General features: G+C 60.1%; 21 protein-coding genes. 15 read left to right on the forward strand and 6 right to left on the reverse strand.

The features are described from left to right. Positions 1 to 33: 33 nt before the first annotated feature. Together KKY_RS02930 and KKY_RS02935 are read left to right on the forward strand one after the other, a co-directional pair. On the forward strand, positions 34 to 1518 hold the full coding sequence (locus tag KKY_RS02930; protein WP_014129801.1) for a helicase HerA-like C-terminal domain-containing protein: 1485 nt from the start codon (positions 34 to 36) through the stop codon (positions 1516 to 1518). A gap of 4 nt (positions 1519 to 1522) precedes the next feature. Further along, a complete protein-coding gene (locus KKY_RS02935; protein WP_014129802.1) occupies positions 1523 to 2053 on the forward strand; it encodes a hypothetical protein in 531 nt (176 codons plus the stop codon). Here KKY_RS02935 and KKY_RS02940 read toward each other — a convergent pair. The 4 genes from KKY_RS02940 to msrB all read right to left on the reverse strand — a co-directional run bounded on the left by KKY_RS02940 (position 2037) and on the right by msrB (position 5983). Beyond that, on the reverse strand, positions 2037 to 2597 hold the full coding sequence (locus tag KKY_RS02940; protein WP_014129803.1) for a response regulator: 561 nt from the start codon (positions 2595 to 2597) through the stop codon (positions 2037 to 2039). The two genes, KKY_RS02935 and KKY_RS02940, sit on opposite strands and share 17 nt — an antisense overlap. Before the next feature lie 150 nt (positions 2598 to 2747). Beyond that, the gene (locus tag KKY_RS02945; RefSeq protein WP_014129804.1) at positions 2748 to 3347 is read right to left on the reverse strand and encodes a superoxide dismutase; all 600 of its coding nucleotides are present in this window, start codon (positions 3345 to 3347) and stop codon (positions 2748 to 2750) included. Between the two features lie 110 nt (positions 3348 to 3457). Beyond that, a complete protein-coding gene (locus KKY_RS02950; RefSeq protein ID WP_014129805.1) occupies positions 3458 to 5536 on the reverse strand; it encodes a S9 family peptidase in 2079 nt (692 codons plus the stop codon). Between the two features lie 48 nt (positions 5537 to 5584). Then, the gene (gene msrB / locus KKY_RS02955) at positions 5585 to 5983 is read right to left on the reverse strand and encodes a peptide-methionine (R)-S-oxide reductase MsrB (RefSeq protein ID WP_014129806.1); all 399 of its coding nucleotides are present in this window, start codon (positions 5981 to 5983) and stop codon (positions 5585 to 5587) included. A gap of 203 nt (positions 5984 to 6186) precedes the next feature. On the opposite strand from msrB, the gene KKY_RS02960 reads away from it, so the two are divergent. From KKY_RS02960 to KKY_RS03005, 10 genes are all read left to right on the forward strand, one after another. Further along, complete coding sequence (locus tag KKY_RS02960) at positions 6187 to 8562, forward strand: putative monovalent cation/H+ antiporter subunit A (protein WP_244404043.1); 2376 nt, start codon at positions 6187 to 6189, stop codon at positions 8560 to 8562. Then, complete coding sequence (locus KKY_RS02965) at positions 8559 to 8990, forward strand: Na(+)/H(+) antiporter subunit B (RefSeq protein ID WP_014129808.1); 432 nt, start codon at positions 8559 to 8561, stop codon at positions 8988 to 8990. Before KKY_RS02960 ends, KKY_RS02965 begins: the two co-directional genes overlap by 4 nt. Beyond that, the gene (locus KKY_RS02970; RefSeq protein WP_014129809.1) at positions 8990 to 9367 is read left to right on the forward strand and encodes a Na+/H+ antiporter subunit C; all 378 of its coding nucleotides are present in this window, start codon (positions 8990 to 8992) and stop codon (positions 9365 to 9367) included. The genes KKY_RS02965 and KKY_RS02970 overlap by 1 nt, the downstream gene beginning before the upstream one ends. Before the next feature lie 15 nt (positions 9368 to 9382). Further along, positions 9383 to 10975 (forward strand): Na+/H+ antiporter subunit D, encoded by a 1593-nt coding sequence (locus tag KKY_RS02975; RefSeq protein ID WP_014129810.1) that lies wholly within the window; start codon positions 9383 to 9385, stop codon positions 10973 to 10975. Beyond that, positions 10972 to 11451 carry a Na+/H+ antiporter subunit E gene (locus KKY_RS02980; protein ID WP_014129811.1) on the forward strand — a complete coding sequence of 160 codons (480 nt, stop codon included), beginning with the start codon at positions 10972 to 10974 and terminating at the stop codon, positions 11449 to 11451. Before KKY_RS02975 ends, KKY_RS02980 begins: the two co-directional genes overlap by 4 nt. Beyond that, complete coding sequence (locus KKY_RS02985) at positions 11448 to 11774, forward strand: cation:proton antiporter (protein ID WP_014129812.1); 327 nt, start codon at positions 11448 to 11450, stop codon at positions 11772 to 11774. Before KKY_RS02980 ends, KKY_RS02985 begins: the two co-directional genes overlap by 4 nt. Next, entirely contained in the window at positions 11771 to 12124 is a 354-nt protein-coding gene (mnhG, locus tag KKY_RS02990) for a monovalent cation/H(+) antiporter subunit G (RefSeq protein WP_014129813.1), read from the forward strand. The genes KKY_RS02985 and mnhG overlap by 4 nt, the downstream gene beginning before the upstream one ends. Before the next feature lie 135 nt (positions 12125 to 12259). Continuing rightward, positions 12260 to 12682 (forward strand): Ros/MucR family transcriptional regulator, encoded by a 423-nt coding sequence (locus KKY_RS02995; protein ID WP_014129814.1) that lies wholly within the window; start codon positions 12260 to 12262, stop codon positions 12680 to 12682. 140 nt (positions 12683 to 12822) lie between these two features. Beyond that, a complete protein-coding gene (locus KKY_RS19385) occupies positions 12823 to 13230 on the forward strand; it encodes a helix-turn-helix domain-containing protein (RefSeq protein ID WP_014129815.1) in 408 nt (135 codons plus the stop codon). After that, entirely contained in the window at positions 13217 to 13702 is a 486-nt protein-coding gene (locus KKY_RS03005) for a DUF6456 domain-containing protein (RefSeq protein WP_014129816.1), read from the forward strand. Before KKY_RS19385 ends, KKY_RS03005 begins: the two co-directional genes overlap by 14 nt. Before the next feature lie 158 nt (positions 13703 to 13860). Here the strand turns inward: KKY_RS03005 and KKY_RS03010 are convergent, their stop codons facing one another. Further along, positions 13861 to 14292, reverse strand: a complete 432-nt coding sequence (locus KKY_RS03010) for a SufE family protein (RefSeq protein WP_041528542.1) — start codon at positions 14290 to 14292, stop codon at positions 13861 to 13863. 627 nt (positions 14293 to 14919) lie between these two features. On the opposite strand from KKY_RS03010, the gene KKY_RS19390 reads away from it, so the two are divergent. The 3 genes from KKY_RS19390 to KKY_RS03030 are packed head-to-tail and all read left to right on the forward strand — an operon-like array spanning position 14920 to position 18046. After that, positions 14920 to 16719: a sensor histidine kinase gene (locus KKY_RS19390; protein ID WP_014129818.1), complete on the forward strand. Its 1800-nt coding sequence runs from the start codon at positions 14920 to 14922 to the stop codon at positions 16717 to 16719. After that, the gene (locus KKY_RS03025; protein WP_014129819.1) at positions 16716 to 17699 is read left to right on the forward strand and encodes a peptidoglycan-binding domain-containing protein; all 984 of its coding nucleotides are present in this window, start codon (positions 16716 to 16718) and stop codon (positions 17697 to 17699) included. Before KKY_RS19390 ends, KKY_RS03025 begins: the two co-directional genes overlap by 4 nt. Positions 17700 to 17710: 11 nt before the next feature. Then, complete coding sequence (locus tag KKY_RS03030) at positions 17711 to 18046, forward strand: DUF1491 family protein (RefSeq protein ID WP_014129820.1); 336 nt, start codon at positions 17711 to 17713, stop codon at positions 18044 to 18046. Here the strand turns inward: KKY_RS03030 and KKY_RS03035 are convergent. Then, positions 18043 to 19194, reverse strand: a complete 1152-nt coding sequence (locus tag KKY_RS03035) for a DUF2336 domain-containing protein (protein ID WP_014129821.1) — start codon at positions 19192 to 19194, stop codon at positions 18043 to 18045. The two genes, KKY_RS03030 and KKY_RS03035, sit on opposite strands and share 4 nt — an antisense overlap. Positions 19195 to 19444 lie beyond the last annotated feature (250 nt).

Here is a 19444-nt window from a genome sequence, read left to right on the forward strand (position 1 = left end):
GATTGGGTCCTGCTGTTGAATCGGACCCCGCCCATGCTTGTCGACGACGCCGTTTATCTCGGAACCAGCACCCGGCCCGAATATCTCCATCTCGGTTTCGGCAATCGGCACGGCCTCATAACCGGGGCCACGGGAACGGGAAAAACCGTTACCCTGCAAATACTTGCCGAAGGCTTCTCCCGCGCTGGGGTCCCGGTTTTCTGCGCCGATATAAAGGGCGATGTGGCAGGGCTTTCAAAGCCGGGCGAGCCCAAGGACTTCCTTGCCGAGCGCGCCGAAAAGATCGGCTTTTCCGACTACGCCTTCGAGGGCTTCCCCACCATCTTCTGGGACCTGTTCGGCCGCCAGGGCCACCCGGTCCGCACCACGGTTTCCGAGATGGGACCGCTGTTGCTCTCGCGCATGCTCGACCTCAACGCCACCCAGGAAGGCATCTTGAATGCCACCTTCAAGCTGGCCGATGACGAGGGTCTTTTGCTCCTCGATTTCAAGGACTTGCGTTCACTTCTCAGCCACGTCGCCGAGCGCCGCGCAGAGCTATCCGCCCATTACGGCAACATCTCGACGGCCTCGGTCGGCGCCATCCAGCGTGCGCTGCTCGTCCTCGAACAGCAGGGTGCCGAGAACTTCTTTGGCGAACCCGCCCTCAAGATTTCCGACCTCATGCGCACCGACACCCAGGGGCGCGGCTTCATATCGATCCTTGCCGCCGACGAACTTATGCGCGCCCCTCGGCTCTATGCTATGTTCCTGCTCTGGCTGTTGTCCGAATTGTTCGAACAGCTTCCCGAAGTGGGCAATCCGGACAAGCCCAAACTGGTGTTCTTTTTCGATGAAGCACACCTTTTGTTCGACGAGGCGCCAAAAGTGCTGCTCGACAAGATCGAGCAGGTCGTCAAACTGGTGCGCTCGAAAGGCGTAGGTGTTTATTTTGTAACGCAAAATCCCGCCGACGTACCCGAAGGCGTCCTCGCCCAATTGGGCAACCGCATCCAGCACGCCCTGCGCGCTTACACCCCCAAGGAGCAGAAAGCCGTCAGGATCGCCGCCGAAACCTTCAGGCCCAACCCCGATTTCGACACCGCCGAAGTCATCACCCAACTCGGCACCGGCGAGGCGCTGGTCTCCGTGCTGGAAGAAAAGGGCATCCCTTCGATGGTCGGCCGCACCATGATCCGTCCGCCATCCTCTCGCATGGCTCCAATCACCTCCGAAGAACGCGCCACGGTTATCGCCGGAAGCCCGGTTTCCGGGCTCTACGACGCCACTGTTGATCGCGAGTCGGCCTACGAACTGCTCGACGCCCGCGCCGCCAACGCCATGCGCGAGGCCGAAATCGCGGCCCGCGAGGCCGAGCTTGAAAAGATCGAGAAAGACAGGGCCAGGCAGACAACGCGCCGTTCGACCCGGCAAACGCCGATGGAAGCAGCGCTTACAAGTTTTGCCCGCACCGTCGCCCGCCGCGCCGGCGATTCCTTCGTGCGCAGCGTGCTCGGCACGCTCACCAGGGGGCGTTAGACTGATGGCAAAGCTCAGCGCCGTTGCCGTATTCGCAGATACCGGCGTAACCGCTCATCAGGCCCTATACCGGCAGGCCGGCGCCACCATCGCCCGCAATAATGCCCATCTGCACTGCATTGCCCGGAACGGCCAATGGCCGCGCACGCTGGTAGAATCCGCTTTGGCCAGCGGTGGCCGCGTCACCGTGGCCACGGGGCCCGTCGCTCGCCGCCTCGATGTACCGCAGGGCGTTGAAATCATCGCCGAGGACACCGAAGCCGCAGCAGCAGCCCGCATTGTTGAAGCCGGGCAGGTGGTGATAGGCCTGCCGGGCGGCATCGATACGGTGGCAGCGCTTTATTCCGCCTGGGTTGCCGCCGGTGGAGCCCAAAGCGCCCGCCCGGTCGGCCTGCTCAATCAGGGCAGGGCCTATGAGGTGGTCAAGGGCTTTGCCGGTGACGTCGCCGCCGTAGGTCGCGGCAATATCGACGGCTTCATCCAGATATCGGAAACCTTCGACGATCTTTGGAACAGGCTTATGCGTCTGGTCTAGTTTGGTCGGGGCGCTGCTCGCGCATTGCCTTGTGGGCCAGGAACGAGACGATGTTTTCCCCACGCCGCTCTACGGGAACAACCCGCGTATCGTCCAGCGCAATCCGGTTGCGCCGCTCGGGTCCGACATAAAAGGGCTCGGCGCTGACATACGCACCGGTTCCCTTGGCCAGCCGCGCTGCAATCCGCTCTTCGAGATAGATCGGGCTCATCGGCTTGACGATCACCTCGTCGATGCCCGCCTGCACGCATTGCCGCCGCATCTCGCTATCCACGGTCCGGCTCAGGGCGATGATCTGCACATGACGCGATGCTAGATCGTCGCTGTTGCGGATCGACAGCGCCACCTCGGCGGCCGTCACACGGTCGAGTTCATAATCGGTGACCAGCAGCGCCAGCTTGGCGATGCGCATATAATCGCCCAACGCCCTGTGGTCGCAAAATTCGCGCACCCGCCAGCGATGTCCCCTGCGCAGTGTCGCGCCCAGAACCGAGGCCAGCGCCGGGCTATTGGAAAGAACGGCGATGGTGGGAACAGGCAACACAGGCGGGCTCACTCGGCATGGGATATCGATGGTTACCCAAGCCTTAACACGCCCATCGCGCAGCCGGAAGGTGCCAGTTCCGGTAACCTTAAAGCATATGGCCCGCCTGTGGACAGGCGGGCCATACAGCATTGATTGTGATGAGATAATTTACGAAGCAGCTTCGTGCAGCTCAGCCACGTAGTCCCAGTTCACCAGATTGTCGAACCAGGCTTCGAGATATTTCGGACGCGCATTGCGATAGTCGATGTAGTAGGAATGCTCCCACACATCCACGCCCAGCAACGGGGTGCCGCCATGCACCAGCGGGTTTTCCCCGTTCGGTGTCTTGGTCACTGCAAGCTTGCCGTCCTTGAGCGTGAGCCACGCCCAGCCCGAACCGAACTGGCCGGCGCCTGCAGCAAGGAAATCCTCGCGGAACTTGTCATAGCCGCCAAGGTCGGAATCGACAGCCGCCTGCAGCTTGCCGGGCAGCGACTTGCCGCCACCATTGGGCTTCATCCACTTCCAGAAATGGATGTGGTTGAAATGCTGTCCCGCATTGTTGAACAGAGGCTGGTTCTTGCCGAAGCTTTCCTTGACGATCTCTTCGAGGCTCTTGCCCTCAAGGCCCGAACCTTCGAGCAGCTTGTTGCCATTGGTCACATAGGCCTGATGGTGCTTGTCGTGGTGAAACTCAAGCGTTTCAGCCGACATGTACGGGCCGAGCGCGTCATAGGCATAGGGCAGATCTGGGAGTGAAAAGCTCATCGGAGGGCCTCCTTATAGGGTTCTGAAATCTCTTGCCCGGCTAATTTACCAAGCTAATGCTTCTTATATATCGCCGCCCATACACTGGTGCAACGGTTGTGCGGGAAAACTTATGCCAATTGGGCGCATTTGAGCGCAAATGCATAAGTGATCGCCGTCTCCTTGATCCGTTCAAAGCGTCCCGACGCGCCGCCATGGCCGGCATCCATGTTGGTGCGCAGGTACAATGCGTTCTCATCGGTCTTGGTTGCACGCAGTTTTGCCACCCATTTGGCCGGTTCCCAATAGGTGACGCGCGGGTCCGTCAGTCCAGCCAGCACCAGGATCGGTGGATAGGGTTTGGCCTCGACATTGTCGTAGGGTGAGTAGGCTGCGATCCGCCGGTAATCGTCTTCCGAGGTAATCGGGTTGCCCCATTCAGGCCATTCGGGTGGCGTGAGCGGCAGTGTGTCATCCAGCATGGTGTTGAGCACATCCACGAACGGCACGATCGCCATGACACCGGCCCACAATTCGGGCCGCATATTGGCGATGGCGCCCATCAGCATGCCGCCCGCCGACCCGCCTTCGGCCACGATGCGGCCCTTGGATGAGTAACCCTTTTCGATCAGCATTTCCGCAGCGGCGATGAAATCTGAAAATGTGTTGGGCTTATGCGCCGCGCGACCGTCCTTGTACCATCGATACCCCTTGTCCATTCCGCCGCGGATATGGGCGATCGCATACACGAAGCCACGATCGACAAGCGACAGCACCGAGACCGAAAACCCCGCTGGAATCGAATGACCATAAGCGCCATACCCATAGAGCAGGGCAGGGGCGCTGCCGTCCAGCGCCAGCCCTTTGCGGTAAAGCAAGGTGACCGGCACCTCCTCGCCATCTGGCGCCTTGGCAAACAGCCGCCGCGTTTCATAGAGCTCAGGATCGTGCCCTGAAGGCACTTCCTGCTGCTTGCGCAACACCCGTTCGCCGCTCGCAAGGTCGAGGTCGAAAATCTGCGCCGGTGTGGTCGGTGAGGAATAGGAAAACCGGATTGTTGAGGTGTCGAATTCGTAGCCGGAGACCAGCCCCAGCGAATAGGCTTCCTCGGGAAACGATACAGTCTGTTCGCCTCCATCGCGCAGGTCGCGCACCACGATCCGTGGCAGGCCATCCTTTCGCTCGAGTCGGATCAGATGGTTGGTGATAACCTCGACATCGAGGATCAGCCGCCCCGCCTCGTGCGGCACCAGATCGGACCAATTGCTGACGCCCGGCGCGCTGACCGGCGCGGTGACGATCTTGAAGTCTTCGGCTCCGTCGTCATTGGTCAGGATATAAAGCGTGCCGTCCCGTTCCTCGACTGAATATTCGGTATTCTCGTGCCGCTTTTCGACGCAAAATGGCGTGCCGCCTTTTTCCGCATCGATCAGCCAGACTTCAGAGGTCTGATGGTCATGGGCGGAAATGGTGATGTAACGCCGCGATTGCGTCATCCCTACGCCCACGAAAAAGCCCGCATCCTTTTCTTCATAAACGATCGGATCGTCGGCCTGGCTGGTCCCCAGCACATGCTCACGCACCCGGAAGGGCCGGTGGTTTTCGTCGAGTTCGACATAATAGAACCGCGATGAATCATTGGCCCAGACAGCGCCGCTGCCGGACTTTTCGATCCGCTCGTCGCGATCCTTGCCCGTATCGAGGTCGCGGACAAAGATCGTGTAATATTCCGATCCGTTCCGGTCCGCGGCCCAGGCCACCATCGTGTGGCACGGCGAATGCTCGGCGCCCCCAAACCCAAAATAGCCCTCGCCAGCTTCGACGTTGCAATCGAGCAGCACGTTCTCGTCGCCGCCGTCGCGGGGTGTACGTACGATCAGCGGATACTGGTCGCCCTCGCGCGTCCGGGATGCATAGGCGAACGGTCCGTCAGGCGAGGGGACCGAACTGTCATCCTCTTTGATCCGCCCGCGGATTTCCGAATAGATTTTTTCGCGCAGCGCCTCGGTCGGTTTTCCAAACCCGGTTTCATACCAGGCATTTTCCGCCTCGAGATAGTCGCGGATATCGCCGGGCAACACATTGGGGTCGGCCATGACCTCGCGCCAATTGTCGGCCCGCAACCAGTTATAAGGGTCGCTCCGGGTCATCCCGTGCCGCGTGTCCGAATGGGAACGTTGCGCGGCAACGGGTGGCGCGATGTCGGTCATGGTCAATCCCTGAAGTTGGGCAAAAAATAAGATTCGAAAGTTTGGCGACTATTCTTTGGGCTTGAAGTCCAGTGCAAGCCCGTTGGTGCAATAACGCAGCCCGGAGGGGGCGGGGCCGTCGGGAAAGACATGCCCGATATGGGCATCGCAATTTGCGCAGCGGATTTCCGTGCGGCGCATAAAATGGCTTCGGTCGTCGATTTCCTTGATTGCGTCATCTGACACCGGCTGGAAAAAGCTCGGCCAGCCTGATCCGGAATCATATTTGGTGTCAGAGGTGAAAAGTGGAGCCTCGCAACACACGCAATGATACACGCCCTCGCGCTTTTCCACATTATAGGCATGGGAAAAGGCGCGTTCAGTGCCGTGTTCGCGTGTCACATGATATTGTTCGGGCGTCAATTTATCGCGCCACTCGCTATTGGATATCTTTTGCGTGTCGTTCATCTTGCGCCACTCCTGCCGGTTGTGCACTCAGACTATAGCTGTCCGAGCCAATGTGGTTATCACAACTGCCAGGGTCAATATTGCGTTCCCGCCGACCGGTTTTGGTTGAGCTTGCGGTAGGGATCGGTACTGTTTGCGCCATTGATTCCTTTCGGCTGCGAACGGCAGCGATTGAACGTTGAAAACAAGTTCGGGGGGCTCGCTTGGGACCAGGTCTTGATGTGATTGTCGCGCTGATCGCGGTCGCTCCATTCGTTGCGGCCGTGTTCGCGCCCTGGATCAAGACCTTCGCCGGCCCATCGGCCGGCTGGATACTGGCCATCGTTCCCGCCGCCATTTTTGCGACCTTCATTTCCTTTATCGGTCCGATTGCCGATTTTTCGGTCATTCGCGTCGGGCTCGATTGGATCCCGGCCTACGGAATTTCATTTTCCTTTTTTATAGACGGATTGAGTCTGGTCTTCGGCGTTCTGATCTCCGGCATCGGCACGTTCATCGTCATCTATTCCGGCGGCTACCTTGCCGGTCATCCCCACCAGGGACGGTTCTTCTCTTACATCCTGATGTTCATGGGCTCGATGCTCGGTCTTGTCCTGGCCGATAACGTGTTCACCCTGTTTGTCTTCTGGGAGCTGACCTCGATCACCTCTTTCCTGCTGATCGGCTTTGATCATTCCCGTCAGGCCGCGCGCCGCGCCGCTATTCAGGCATTGGTCGTCACCGGCGGCGGCGGACTGGCGCTTCTGGCGGGACTGATCCTTCTGACGCTCATCACCGGCCAGAATTCCTTGACCGGCATGTTGACGACGGCGGGCGCGGCGCAGGAAAGCGCCTTGTACCTCGTCGCCATGCTCCTTGTTGTCGCCGGCGCTTTCGCCAAATCGGCGCAGGTTCCGCTGCATTTCTGGTTGCCTAACGCAATGGAAGCGCCGACCCCGGTTTCGGCCTATCTGCATTCTGCGACCATGGTGAAGGCTGGCGTCTATCTGCTCGCCCGCATGACCCCGATCCTGGGCGATACCGAGCCCTGGTTCTGGACTCTCACCATCTTCGGCGGCACCACCCTTTTGATGGGCGGTGCTCTGGCCGTGCGCCAGACCGATCTCAAGCAGATGCTGGCTTACACAACGCTCGGTTCGCTCGGCTTGCTCGTCCTGCTCATCGGTTTCGGCACCAAGGAGGCCATCCTCGGGGCGTTGCTCTATCTATGTGCTCACTCGCTGTTCAAAGGCGCGCTGTTCATGGTCGCCGGTACAATCGATCATGGTACCGGCACCCGCGACATCACCGTTCTCGGTGGTCTGCGAGAGGCCATGCCGATCACCTTCATCGCGGCCGTTCTGGCCGGGTTTTCCATGGCCGGCTTTCCCATTGCCATTGGCTTTCTGGCAAAGGAAGAAATGTATCTGGCGCTGACCTCCGGCCTCTGGCCTGATCTGCTGTTCCTCGCGGTGCTCATCATCGGCAACGCTTTGATGATGGTCGTCGGCCTGCTCATTGCTTTCAAACCCTTCCTGGGCGACCTGCGCCCGACCCCGCATGCCCCTCACGAGGGCCCTCTAAGCCTTTATTCAGGTCCGGTGGTTCTGGCCGTTCTCGGGATTTGCGCGGGCCTGTTTACCGACTGGATCAACCACGCCGTGCTCGATCCGGCAGGCGGAGCAATCTACAATGCCGCGGTCGATGCCCATATCCACCTTGCTTTCGATCTCACCAACCCCGCCGTCTGGGCTTCCATAACCACGTGGGCGCTGGGCGGCGTGCTGTTTTGGAAGGCCGATGCTGTCCGCTCCGCACTGCGGCGCACCGGCGAAACTATCGGTTGGACATTCGATATCGGTTTCGATGCCTTCATGTCCGGTCTCGTGCGGTTTGCTGACCGCACGACACGGCTGCTCCATCATGGCCGTCTCGAGTGGTACCTGCTCTTGATGTTCACCACCTTGGCCGTCGGCATCTTCGCACCCCTGCTCGTCACCGACAGCCTGCCGCCGCTTCCCGCTTGGCCGGTGCTCAACTTCTATGAGTGGGGCGCCATCGGCATTGCCGCCATCGGGCTCATCGCGGTTCTTGCCTCGCGAACCCGCCTGACGGCTATCGTGGCACTTGGCATTCAAGGTTTTGCAGTCGCCGTGATCTTTATGCTGTTCGGTGCGCCAGATCTCAGCTTTACCCAGTTCATGGTCGAAACCCTGACTGTTATCATCCTGGCTCTCGTCATGACCCGGCTGCATCTTGACGAAGCTGACAGCCGCGACCTCGAAACGGCCGTCCGCGATGGCGTAGTCTCCCTTGCCGTCGGCCTTGGCATTGCCGTCCTGCTGCTCGTCGTGCTCCAGACCGATCTCGATCTGTCCCTGACAGAGTTGTTCCGGGCCACCAGCACGCCGATTGCTCATGGGCGCAATATCGTCAACGTCATCCTCGTCGACTATCGCGCCATTGATACGCTGGGCGAGATTTCGGTTGTCATGGCCGCCGGTCTTGCCATCCTCGCCCTTATCCGACTGCGAGCCTCGACCAGCGGAACGCGCGGCGCAAGAGCGGGTCGCGGCCGCAAGACCGGGAGTGCACGATGAATACCGTTATCTTCAGAACCGCCGCTCCGGCGCTGACGGCGCTCATGCTGGTGTTTTCGATTTTCGTTCTGCTGCGTGGTCACAACGAACCGGGCGGCGGCTTTATCGGCGGATTGATCGGCGCGTCCGGCATAGCGATCTACGGCATCGCGGCCGGCGTCGACGCTTGCCGCAAGGCATTACGTGTCCATCCCATCATCCTCGCCGGTCTGGGCGTTGTCCTCGCCTCGATCGCCGGCTTCATTTCATTGGCCGCCGAAGTGCCGTTCTTGACAGGCCTGTGGTGGATTTTCGAGTTCGAGGGCACTGAAATTGCCCTTTCCACCCCGCTGATTTTCGACATCGGCGTTTACGCCGTTGTCGTTGGCGCTGTGGGCACCATTGCCCTGGCACTCGAGGGCCATGAAGGCGAAGAGGGGGACGACTGATGGAAGTCGCGCTTGCCGGGCTGATCGGCCTGTTCTTCACCGCCGCGGCCTATTTGCTCTTGTCCAAGGCGATAATCCGCATGCTCCTGGGCGTTGCGATCCTGGGCAATGGCGTCAACCTGCTGATCTTCACCATTGGCCGGCTGACCGCCGAGGTGCCGCCAATTGTTCCGGCGGGCGAATATTTCCCGCTCGAAGGGTCGGCTAACCCGCTCCCACAGGCGCTGATCCTGACGGCCATCGTTATCGGCTTCGCCCTGTTCTCGTTCCTGCTGGTGCTCGGTTACCGGGCCTATCAGGAGCTCGATGCCGACAACACCGACAACATGCGCGTCGCCGAGCCTGAAAATGCGCCTCGGCCTCCCCTGAGTTACTAGGGAACACACACGATAATGGCGACTGCCGGTACATCATACGACTCGCTCGAACTGCCCACGGCCATGATCGATGCGGCAACGCCTGCCGCCGACTGGATCGTCGTGTGGCCGGTCGCTCTGGCGCTGTTTGGCGCGGGCCTGCTGGTCATGCTGCGCAATCAGCGCCACGTCCAACTCGCCTTCGCCGCCGCCGTCATCCTCGCGATCATGGTCTCAAATATCTACCTTTTGCTCCGTGTCTTTGAGAGCGGCCCGATCGCCATGACCATGGGCAAATGGCTGCCGCCCTTCGGCATCACCTTTGCCGCCGACATGACGAGCGCTATCTTTTCGCTCGCCGCATCGATTGCCGCGCTCGTGGTTGCCTTTTATGCGCAGGTCGAATTAACCGATCGCGGGCACCGCTTCGGCTTTTACCCCATGCTTCTGCTTCTCTTGTGCGGCGTCAGCGGCTCGTTCCTGACCGGGGACATCTTCAATCTCTATGTGTGGTTCGAAGTGATGCTGATTGCCTCTTTCGGCATGATGATCCTGGGCGGACGCAAGCTCCAGCTCGATGGCGCCATCAAATATGGCTTCCTCAACTTTCTGGCGACGACGTTCTTTCTCGTTGCCATCGCCTATCTATACGGCTTGACGGGCACGCTCAATTTCGCCGATCTCGTCGCAAAGGGTGCCGATCTGCCCGTCGGTCCGCTGGTCACCGTCTCGGTGCTGTTTCTCTTTGCCTTTGGCGTAAAGGCTGCCGCTTTTCCGGCCAATGCCTGGCTGCCCGCCTCCTATCACACGCCCGCCGTTTCCGTGTCGGCGATCTTTGGCGGTCTGTTGACGAAGGTCGGCGCCTATGCCGCCATTCGCGTGCTGACAATGGCTCTGCCTGAAGGCTATGCCCAAATCCAGGCCGTGATTGCCGTTGTCGCGTTCGCCACGCTCATTCTGGGACCGCTTGGCGCCATGGCTCAGACCAATCTGCGCCGCGCCGTTGGCTTTCTGGTCATTGGCGGCATTGGTGCCATTTTCGCCGGCTTTGCTCTGGGAACGACCCACGGCATCGGCGGGGCGATTTTTTACGCCTTCCACTCGATGCTCACCATCACGGCTTTCTATCTTCTGGCCGGTCTGATCGAGCGCATGACCGGCACCAGCGACATCCGGAGGATGGGCGGCATCTATGGTGCCAGCGCCCCCATGTCGATCCTCTTCATCATCATGGTGTTCGCCATTTCCGGCCTGCCTCCATTCCTCGGCCTCTGGCCGAAGATTCTCCTTGTGGAAGGGGGTATCCGCGCCGCCAACTGGTGGCTCGTCTTTGCGGTTCTGTTCAATTCCTTCCTTACTCTTATCGCCGCAAGCCGTCTCTGGGCCTACATTTTCTGGCGCAATGGGCAGGAGGGCGAGCGGTCCGAGCAGCCCAATGAGGACTTGCGGCCGCTGACTCGCCGAGAGGTGGGCATGGGGCTCGTGCCGACCGCAATTCTCTTCGCCGTCATTATCGTTTTCGGTTTCTTCCCCGATTGGCTTTTCACCGCCTCGGGCATCGCCGCCCATGATATGCTCTCGCCGGCGCCCTATGTCGACGCCGTGTTCGCACAGGTGCCCCAGCCATGAGCTTTGCCTTTCTCGTCATAACACTCGCACTGGTGTGGGCTGCCGTTACAGGCACATTTACATTGCTCAATCTCTTGCTCGGTGCGTTCATTGGCGCATTGGCCGCACTGTTCATCCGCGACCGGGTCGACAGGCCATATATGATGCGGCGGCTCGTTCGCGCCCTTTCTCTCGCCGCTCTCTTCTTTTACGAGCTTGCTCTGTCTGCATGGCGTGTGGCTATCCTCGTCATATCTCCCCGCATGGAAAGACGGCTTTCTCCAGGGATAATTGCCTATCCCCTCACGGTAACCAGCGACATCCAGATCACCCTCTTGGCGAACTTGATCACGCTCACTCCAGGTACTTTGAGCGTGGAAGTTTCCGAGGATCGAGCAAAGCTTTACATCCATGTGCTCGAAATGAATGACCGCGACGAAGTCATTGCTTCGATCAGGAATGGTTTCGAAGCACGGATCATCGAGGTGTTTCAATGATATCGGGCCCCGAATTTCTCCATCTGGCGACCACTGTCTCGCTCGGTGTCCTGACGGCCGCCTTGCTCGTCACCATATACCGCATTGTCGTCGGCCCCAGCCTGCCCGATCGGGTTCTGGGCTTGGACATGCTGATCGCAGTGGTCATCGGCTATATCGCCGCCATCGCCCTGCGGACGGGATTCATGCTCTATCTCGATATCGCCATCGCGCTGGGTCTTGTGGGTTTTTTGTCCACAGTGGCGTTCGCCAGGTTCATTCTTCAGCGCTGGCAGATTGATGCGGCAGCCCGGGAAGATCATCTCGAGGAGACCCGGAAATGATCGTAGAGGCTCTTTATTATCTCGCCGGGATCATGGTGATTGTCGGCGCCTTGTTCAGCTTCGCGGCCACATTTGGCATTGTCCGGCTGCCCGATCTCTATACCCGAATGCACTCGGGCTCTAAAGCTGGCACGGTGGGCTCGGGTCTGACTCTTTTGGCCATAGCGCTGGTCAGCTTTGATGGCTCGGTTATCCTGCGCGCCCTGCTTGGCTTCGTCTTTTTCATGCTAACCGCTCCCATTTCGGCCCATCTTCTGGCCCGGGCGGCCTACGTAGCCGGCTATCGGCCGGCAAAGCGCTTCGTTGTCGATGATTTGGAAAATTCCAGCGCGCCGCAAAGTAAACAGTGATTCATTCTAAATTTCGCCAAGTTGTTGTTCAATGGTTGCAAAATTAGAAGAACGACATTAATTGCGAGGTTATGGGGTTCCCCCGGGATTAGCCCGCCCCAATAATTAGCTCCCATACGTAAGAAGGGATTTGCGATGACCGTCCCGGCCAACGCCGAGAACAGGGTCGAGCTTGACCTTGTTGAATACAGTACAGAGATTGTCGCTGCCTATGTCAGCCACAATGCGATTAGCCCGACCGACCTCCCGAAACTGATTTCGGAAGTTCACGCCGCGTTGCGGTCGCTTGGTGCGGAAGAAACCGCTGCTCCGGTAGAAGAGAAAAAGCCGGCCGTTCCTGTCAGGAAATCGGTGACATCGGACTATATCGTCTGTCTTGAGGACGGGAAAAAGTTCAAGTCGCTCAAGCGACACCTGCGGACCCACTACAATCTTTCGCCGGAAGAATACCGTGAAAAGTGGGGCCTCCCGGCCGACTACCCGATGGTTGCCCCGTCCTATTCCGCCACGCGCTCCAAGCTGGCTAAGGACAACGGATTGGGCCGCAAGGCCGGCTGATCGTCTGATGGCAATCGACCGTACAAGGGCCGCTTAAGCGGCCCTTTTTCATTTGCGCGGCCAAACGCACCCAGGACTTATCCCCGCATCGGTTCACCTTCGATATAGGAATTATATCCTATTTATGAGAGAGTGGTCCTATGACGATTTGGATTTCCACGGCGGCGCGGCTCGAACGCAATCGGTTGTCGCCAGCACAACGGCAAGGCTGCAAACTGGTTGTTCGCACTGTGGCCGGCGAAACGGGCGTGCGCTATTGCGATTTTTTTGCCCCCTCCCGTATGCGTTTGCATACCGCCGGAGCGCGGCAGTTGGCCATGTATCTGTGTCACGTCCTCCTGGGGATGACCATGACCCAGGTCGGTCAATTCTTTGGGCGGGATCGTACCACGGTCGCTTACGCCTGTGCGCAGGTCGAGGATATGCGCGACGATGGAGGCGATTACGATTGTCGCCTCGTCAGGCTCGAAGAGCGTATCGAAGAGGCGATGCGCCATCCTTGCGCCTTGGAGGTGGTTACCTCGGAGGTTACCCATGCCGGCATCTGATTTTGGCTTGTCGCCGCTGGGGCAATTGGGCCGCCGCCGCAACGGTGAACCGGCCTTTCTCGATGCCCATCATCTTAAGGCAGCCGGACGTCTGCAGACCTTGTTCGAACGCAGCCGGCTGCGCGGTCGCACCACGATGAACTATGGCCCGCGCGTCGACAGCGGGCACGGCGGGCACGCCCGGGACATGAGCGACATGGCTCTCGATGCAAGACGGCAGTTAACAGAACTCTATATGAGCTTGCCTCGCGATTGCGTGGACGTCGTTATCGACGTGTGCGGCTATGAAAAAGGCATGCAGGATATTGAGCGTGAGCGCGGTTGGCCCAGGCGCAGCGCCAAGCTGGTTCTGCGTATCGGACTTGACGCCCTGGCCACCCGCTTCGGCCTCAGCGCCAGCGCCACCGGTGACGAAACGGCAAAAATGCGAAGCTGGCTGGGCAATGGCGCAACGCCCACCGAGTTTGGCTAGAGCGTGTCCAGCAAAAGTGGAAACGGTTTTGCGGTTCGGACACGCGATAAAACAAAGGCTTAGAGCCAAGCGGATGGCTGTATCCCGCCCATCCGCTTCGCAAGAGCGACAATCGACACTGGAGGAACTGAAGTGAGTCGAAGAAGCGCTGATATGGACTACGCTTGGGTTGCCGCTTGCGCGTCGGCTTGCAGACGCTTCACCATTGCCGCCAGCCCATTGGAGCGCTGTGTGGAAAGATGCTCCCGCAATCCAATGGAATCGAGAATTGGCAGCGCATCGGTTTCGGCGATGTCGGCCGCCATGCGGCCCGAATAAAGCGCGAGAACGATAGCCACCAGCCCCCGAACGATCATCGCATCGGAATCGCCCCGGAAGGTCAGCACGGTTCCATCGTCTTTCGCTTCGCTTTCGGTCACCAGCCACACCTGCGATGCGCAGCCATGCACCTTATTGTCTGCGTTGCGCTCATCATCGGACAGTGGCGCCAACTCCTGGCCAAGCTCGATGATATAACGGTACCGGTCTTCCCAGTCGTCGAGAAAGGACAGGTTGTCGGCGATTTCGTCAAAGGCGGCTGTTGTCTTCATGGCCGCTATGTAGCCCCTCAACCGGCCCATTGGAAGGGGCAGCCCATCAGTAAGCCCAGTCTGGACGGGGAGGGGGGAAGGCGTTTCCGGCAGGGGCCCGTTGCGTTGCGATCTGGGAGAGAACCGTCCGCCCGATGACGCATTCAACGCTCCCGCAATCGGAAGGCATCAGCGTTTCGCTAACCGCCCGAACTCCTTGGCTGGCCAACTGGTCGCCGGTCGCGCGCGCCGAAGCACCCACATCCATGCCCGTACTGGGGGCCATGACAAGAAAGGCGGCGGAGAGCCAGAAAGCAGAGCGAAGCACAAACATGAGACCAACCTCGTCGTCCGAACATATGGACAGCGTTGCGTTGGAGCCTAATGTGCGGGCGTGAAGCATTTTTGGTAAACTTGCCTAAATTTTTAAGCAATTGCGGCCGGTCTCGACAGCGGCCCGTTAAGCAAGACTCTGTTTACGCTACCCCCAGAAACCTGCCTCGAACGTTAGCTGATTGTGGGCCGGCGCCGCCTAATCCGGTCGGACTTAAGGGTGTCTTAGGGCTTGGGTGGAAGTGTGGGCCGGCCAAAGGACGCCGTCCTGAAGCAGCGCCGCTGCGTATCGCGGTATTTAGAGTTGAGCGTTTCATGCGTAACCCTTTTGCGGATTTTGCCATTGCCTCCCCGTTGCAGACCGGTGCGTTTCCGGCCGGCCAGCGCAATGGCGTCCTGCATCGCGTTCTGACCCTCAACACACTCGTGCTTGTGGCAGGGTTGGGTCTCGCCATGGCGCTTTCTCTGGTGATGCTCTTTGGTGGCAATGTCGTGCCGCTTATCGCCACGGCGGCCGTCTCCGGCCTTGTTGCGCTGTCAGGTGCCCTGCTTTTGCGCGGTGAGATGGACCCGGCGATTGCGGTCCATGCGATTGTACTTGGGGCTATCGGTGCGGTTGTCGCAGCGGGCGACCCGTCAATGATCGACCTGGGCCTTGCCCTTGGCCTCATGGCCGCACTGTATGGCCAGGTCCTTTCAAAGAGTCGTCATAGGTATCTGATTTGGACTGTTCCGGCACTTATCCTTGTCGCAAGCGCATCTGACCTGGCCGCTGTCTCCCTTGATGTGCAGGGAGCGATGCAGTCCTTTGCATTGATTGCGTTGGCGATTTTTGCGGCGATTGCCGTAATCACCGCGACAAGGCTCGAGATCATTTCCGCTGAATCGCCCGTGTCCCAGACGCGCGCCTTCGCTGTGCTGGCAGAAAACATTCTAGGTGCCGTGGTTCGCTATGGCGCGGATGGTGGCCCGGTGTTCATTTCCCGTTCTGCAGGCAATCTGCTGGGCTGCCGTACATTCGAACTCGATGGCGCAGGGCTGTTCGAACGTGTGCACGTCATGGACCGTCCCGCCTATCGCAAGGCTATTTCCGATGCATCCAACGGCACGGGAGCTTCCACCATCGAGTTGCGCCTGCGTCGGGACGACGTCGAACCGGGCGCCGGAGCACGCTATGTCTGGGTCGAATTCGCGCTCGCCCCGCTGCGGGACGACGGCGGGTCATCGAACGAGGTGCTCGCTGTTCTCCGCGACATCAGCGTGCGCAAGAATGCCGAACGAGAGGTCGATGCGGCGCGTCGGCAAGCCGAGGATGCCTCGGAAGCCAAGTCGCGCTTTCTGGCCACCATCGGCCATGAACTGCGCACTCCGCTGAACGCTATCGTGGGCTTTTCCGACATGATGTCCGAAGGTATCGGCGGCAACTTGTCGCCCACTCATGCCGAGTACGCGGGCCACATCAGCCGCAGCGGCCATCACCTGCTCGACGTGGTCAACATGTTGCTCGACATGTCCAAGATCGAAGCGGGCAAGTTCGAGGTTCATGCCGAACTCTTTGCACCGCAGGCGCTCGTTGAACCTTGCCTGCAGATGGTCGAAAAGCTCGCCCGCGACAGCTCGATCACAATAGAGGCCGCCGTCCCCGAGAACCTGCCCCAGATTATGGGCGACGAACGCGCCTGCCGTCAGATCCTCATCAACCTGCTCTCCAATGCCATCAAATTCAGCCATGATGGTGGTGTCGTAACGCTCGCCATCAAACGTCAGGGCAGGATGCTGGCAATGTCTGTCGGTGATTCCGGCATCGGGATGCGGCCCGAAACGATCGAACGCATCGGAGAGCCCTTCCTGCAGGCCCAGGACTCGCTTTCCCGCCGCTATGAAGGCACCGGCCTGGGCCTTTCCATCGTCAAGGGCCTGGTCAGCCTGCATGGCGGCCGCCTCGACGTGGTGTCCGAGCCGGGTATGGGAACCACCATCAGCGTTCTCCTGCCGCTCGAAGGCCCGCTGGGCGCCGGAAAAAGCTCGGCAACCATCGAACATCTTTATGCCCCCAAGCGCGATCGCGACGAAGACAAATGGCTCCAAGACGAAAGAAGAAGCGCAGCAAAATGACCGCCGGTATTGCTCAAATCCCACTCGCTGTCGGCGCTGGCGCCATCAGCCTTGTCGGTCATGCCCTTTCGTGGGGCTTTACGCGTTTTGCCCGCTCGCCCATGGCCTCCACAGGACTGGTGCTGATGTCGGGTCTCACACTCGTGGCAGCCACCAACGCCCTGTTTCTTCAGGATACCCGTCATCCTGCGCCATTATTCGTTTCCGGTTCGGCAGCGGCCACCGCCCGACCCGCTCCGATTGAGCCGGTGGTCGTTGAACCCGTTGAAATTCCTCAGCGCCCGGTGGCCCAACCCGCCGCCTCGGTCATGCCCGAACCTGTTCCTTCCGCCAGCGAGCAATCCACTGCGGCGACGCCAGAGCCGACGGTCTCGGCCATCGGCAATCAGGACATTGCCGACTTGCAGGAAAAGCTCAAGGCGCTCGGCTTTTTCGATGGCATGGTCGATGGCTATTACGGCCCCAAAACGGCCGATGCCATCCGCGATTTCGAGGCGCGTTTCAATCTTCCGCGCACTGGTGCGGCCACACCGCAGGTGATCGAGGCGGTCAGGGAAGCGCCGCTCCAGACCTCCCAGACCCCGGAACCGGCTCCGACCAGCGCCGTCTCAGCCACCCCGCAGACCGACGACATCGCACCCCTCCTTGCCCAGATGCAGGAGACCGCGCCCACCGCCGCCGATACCGTCGAACGCCAGACCGTCGCCGATATTTCGCCGGACCTCCCCGCCGCGGCTGCGCAACCCTCGGAAACAACAGCCCAGCCCAGCGAGCCTGCCGTCCTCGACGGCGATCTGGTCAGCGATATCCAGCGCGGCCTTGGCCGTCTGGGCTTCCTGCAGGGTCCGGTCAACGGCGTTGCCGACGAGGCGACGGCTCGCGCCATCCGTCAGTTCCAGATTTTCAACAACTACCGACCGACCGGCGAAGTCAGCCCCGTGCTGCGCCAGATGCTGGTCGAGGCTGGGGCTTTCCTGTAACGCTGGCGTTCATGCAGCAGCTTCGGTCCGACATCTGGTGCGCCGCCTTCGTGCGCCGTCATAACGACATGGGAAAATTCTGCGTCGTCTCGCGGCGCGGCGATGCAATTGCCGGCCAGATCTGGATTGAAGTCGATCATCTGGACGGTACGATCTCGCTGTTCACCCCGGCGCCTGGCGCCATGATGGACCTGCCTCCCGAGGATCGTGTTTTCCAGAAGCGCTTCGAGCGCGCCGACCCGATCACGGTCAAGGACCGCATAGCCCGGGAAATCGAATTCGATCAGGACCTTTGGGTTCTCTCGGTCGATAGCCGTGGCGATGACCTTGGCCTCGATATGGTCTAGCTCGCTTTGCGGGCTGATTTCATTTTGTCGAGCGCCTCGATGGCCTGATCGCCCACGGTGCCGGTCCTTGCAACCTGCCTTGCGTCGGGCGTGCGTCTGCTTGGCTCGACAAAGCGGGCATATTCGGGCCGCAACAAGTCGGCCGGCCGTACGTCGCCTCGCCACGCGCTCATCAGATAGACCATCGCCGGGACACTGACTTCGTCGAACAGCCTTGCAAAACCGGCCAGGGTCTTTGACCGGTCCGCATCATGGCTGGTTGCATGAATGAGCACCTTGAGCCCGTCATAGGATGTGCACCCGAAGGCCCGCAACACGACGAACAGGGCGGCGCCGCTCGTATCGTGGGCGATTTCGCCGCAGCGCAATTCGTCCAGGCCGGTAATCTGGGTCAGAAGCCGCGTGATCTTGGGACGGCGGTTTTCCGAGAACAGCTTCATCAGCGCCCCGGTGAATTCATTGGTCGCCACCGAAATCTGCTCGAAGGTCCGCATCATGGGTGCCTGCGGCAGGTTGCGCCGTGCAAAGGCGCGCAACACGTTGATCCGGCCCTCCTCGGGCAGGTCGAAGAACACTCCCGTGAGGAGCGCAGCGTCGAAATCCTCGCGGTTGGCAAGAATCGCCGCGACCTCGTGGTCCATCTCGGCTGAACGGGTGAGCGCGTTGAGATAGGCTCCGCGCGGCGCGATCGACGTATTGCCCGCCAGCGCCCGATACACTTTGCGGCTGTTGATCGGAAACAGCCGCGCGAGAACGGCATTGGAAAGGGCAGGGCGTCTGGCAACCGCGGCGATCACATCGGTATTGCCCTTGTCGATAAGCCGCGCCATCACATCGTCTGAAAGCGAGGGTGCGCGCTCGAGATGGGTAATCAGGCCGGTGCCGAGATTGTCATACACAAGGATTTCGAGCTGCGGCGTCAGATGTTGCGCGCTTGCAAGAATGCCTGCTGCCTTGGTTCGCGCTGTCGGAGCGGCGGTGGGAAACAGGCGCCTGGCCAGCGTCTCGAACTGCTCGGCCTCGGCCGGCAACGGCCTGCTGCGCCGCGCATAGGCGTCGCACGCCGCCACCAGAAGCGTATTGGCCCGCTCGACACCGCCGGTTTCGATCAGCAGTTGAAACGTCTCGTATGGCTGAAAGCCGATCATTTGGTCGACTCGTTCCCCCGGTCCACTCTTGTTGTCTCACTATTGACGCAGATTCGTTAGCGGACTGTTAACCTTGACGAAGTCTTAATGCGTAATGTTCGGATCCGGGGCGGCATGGTGCCGGCTGGGGCAAGCGGAGGGCCGAACGACACCAAGAGGCCAATTATGGGTATGCTGGTAAAATTCAGCCCCAAAGACGCCCGATCGGTACCGGCAACGACCGGCGGGTCGAGCGCGCAGGTCATATTGT

The organism is Pelagibacterium halotolerans B2 (genome assembly GCF_000230555.1).
Classification (GTDB): Bacteria; Pseudomonadota; Alphaproteobacteria; order Rhizobiales; family Devosiaceae; genus Pelagibacterium; species Pelagibacterium halotolerans.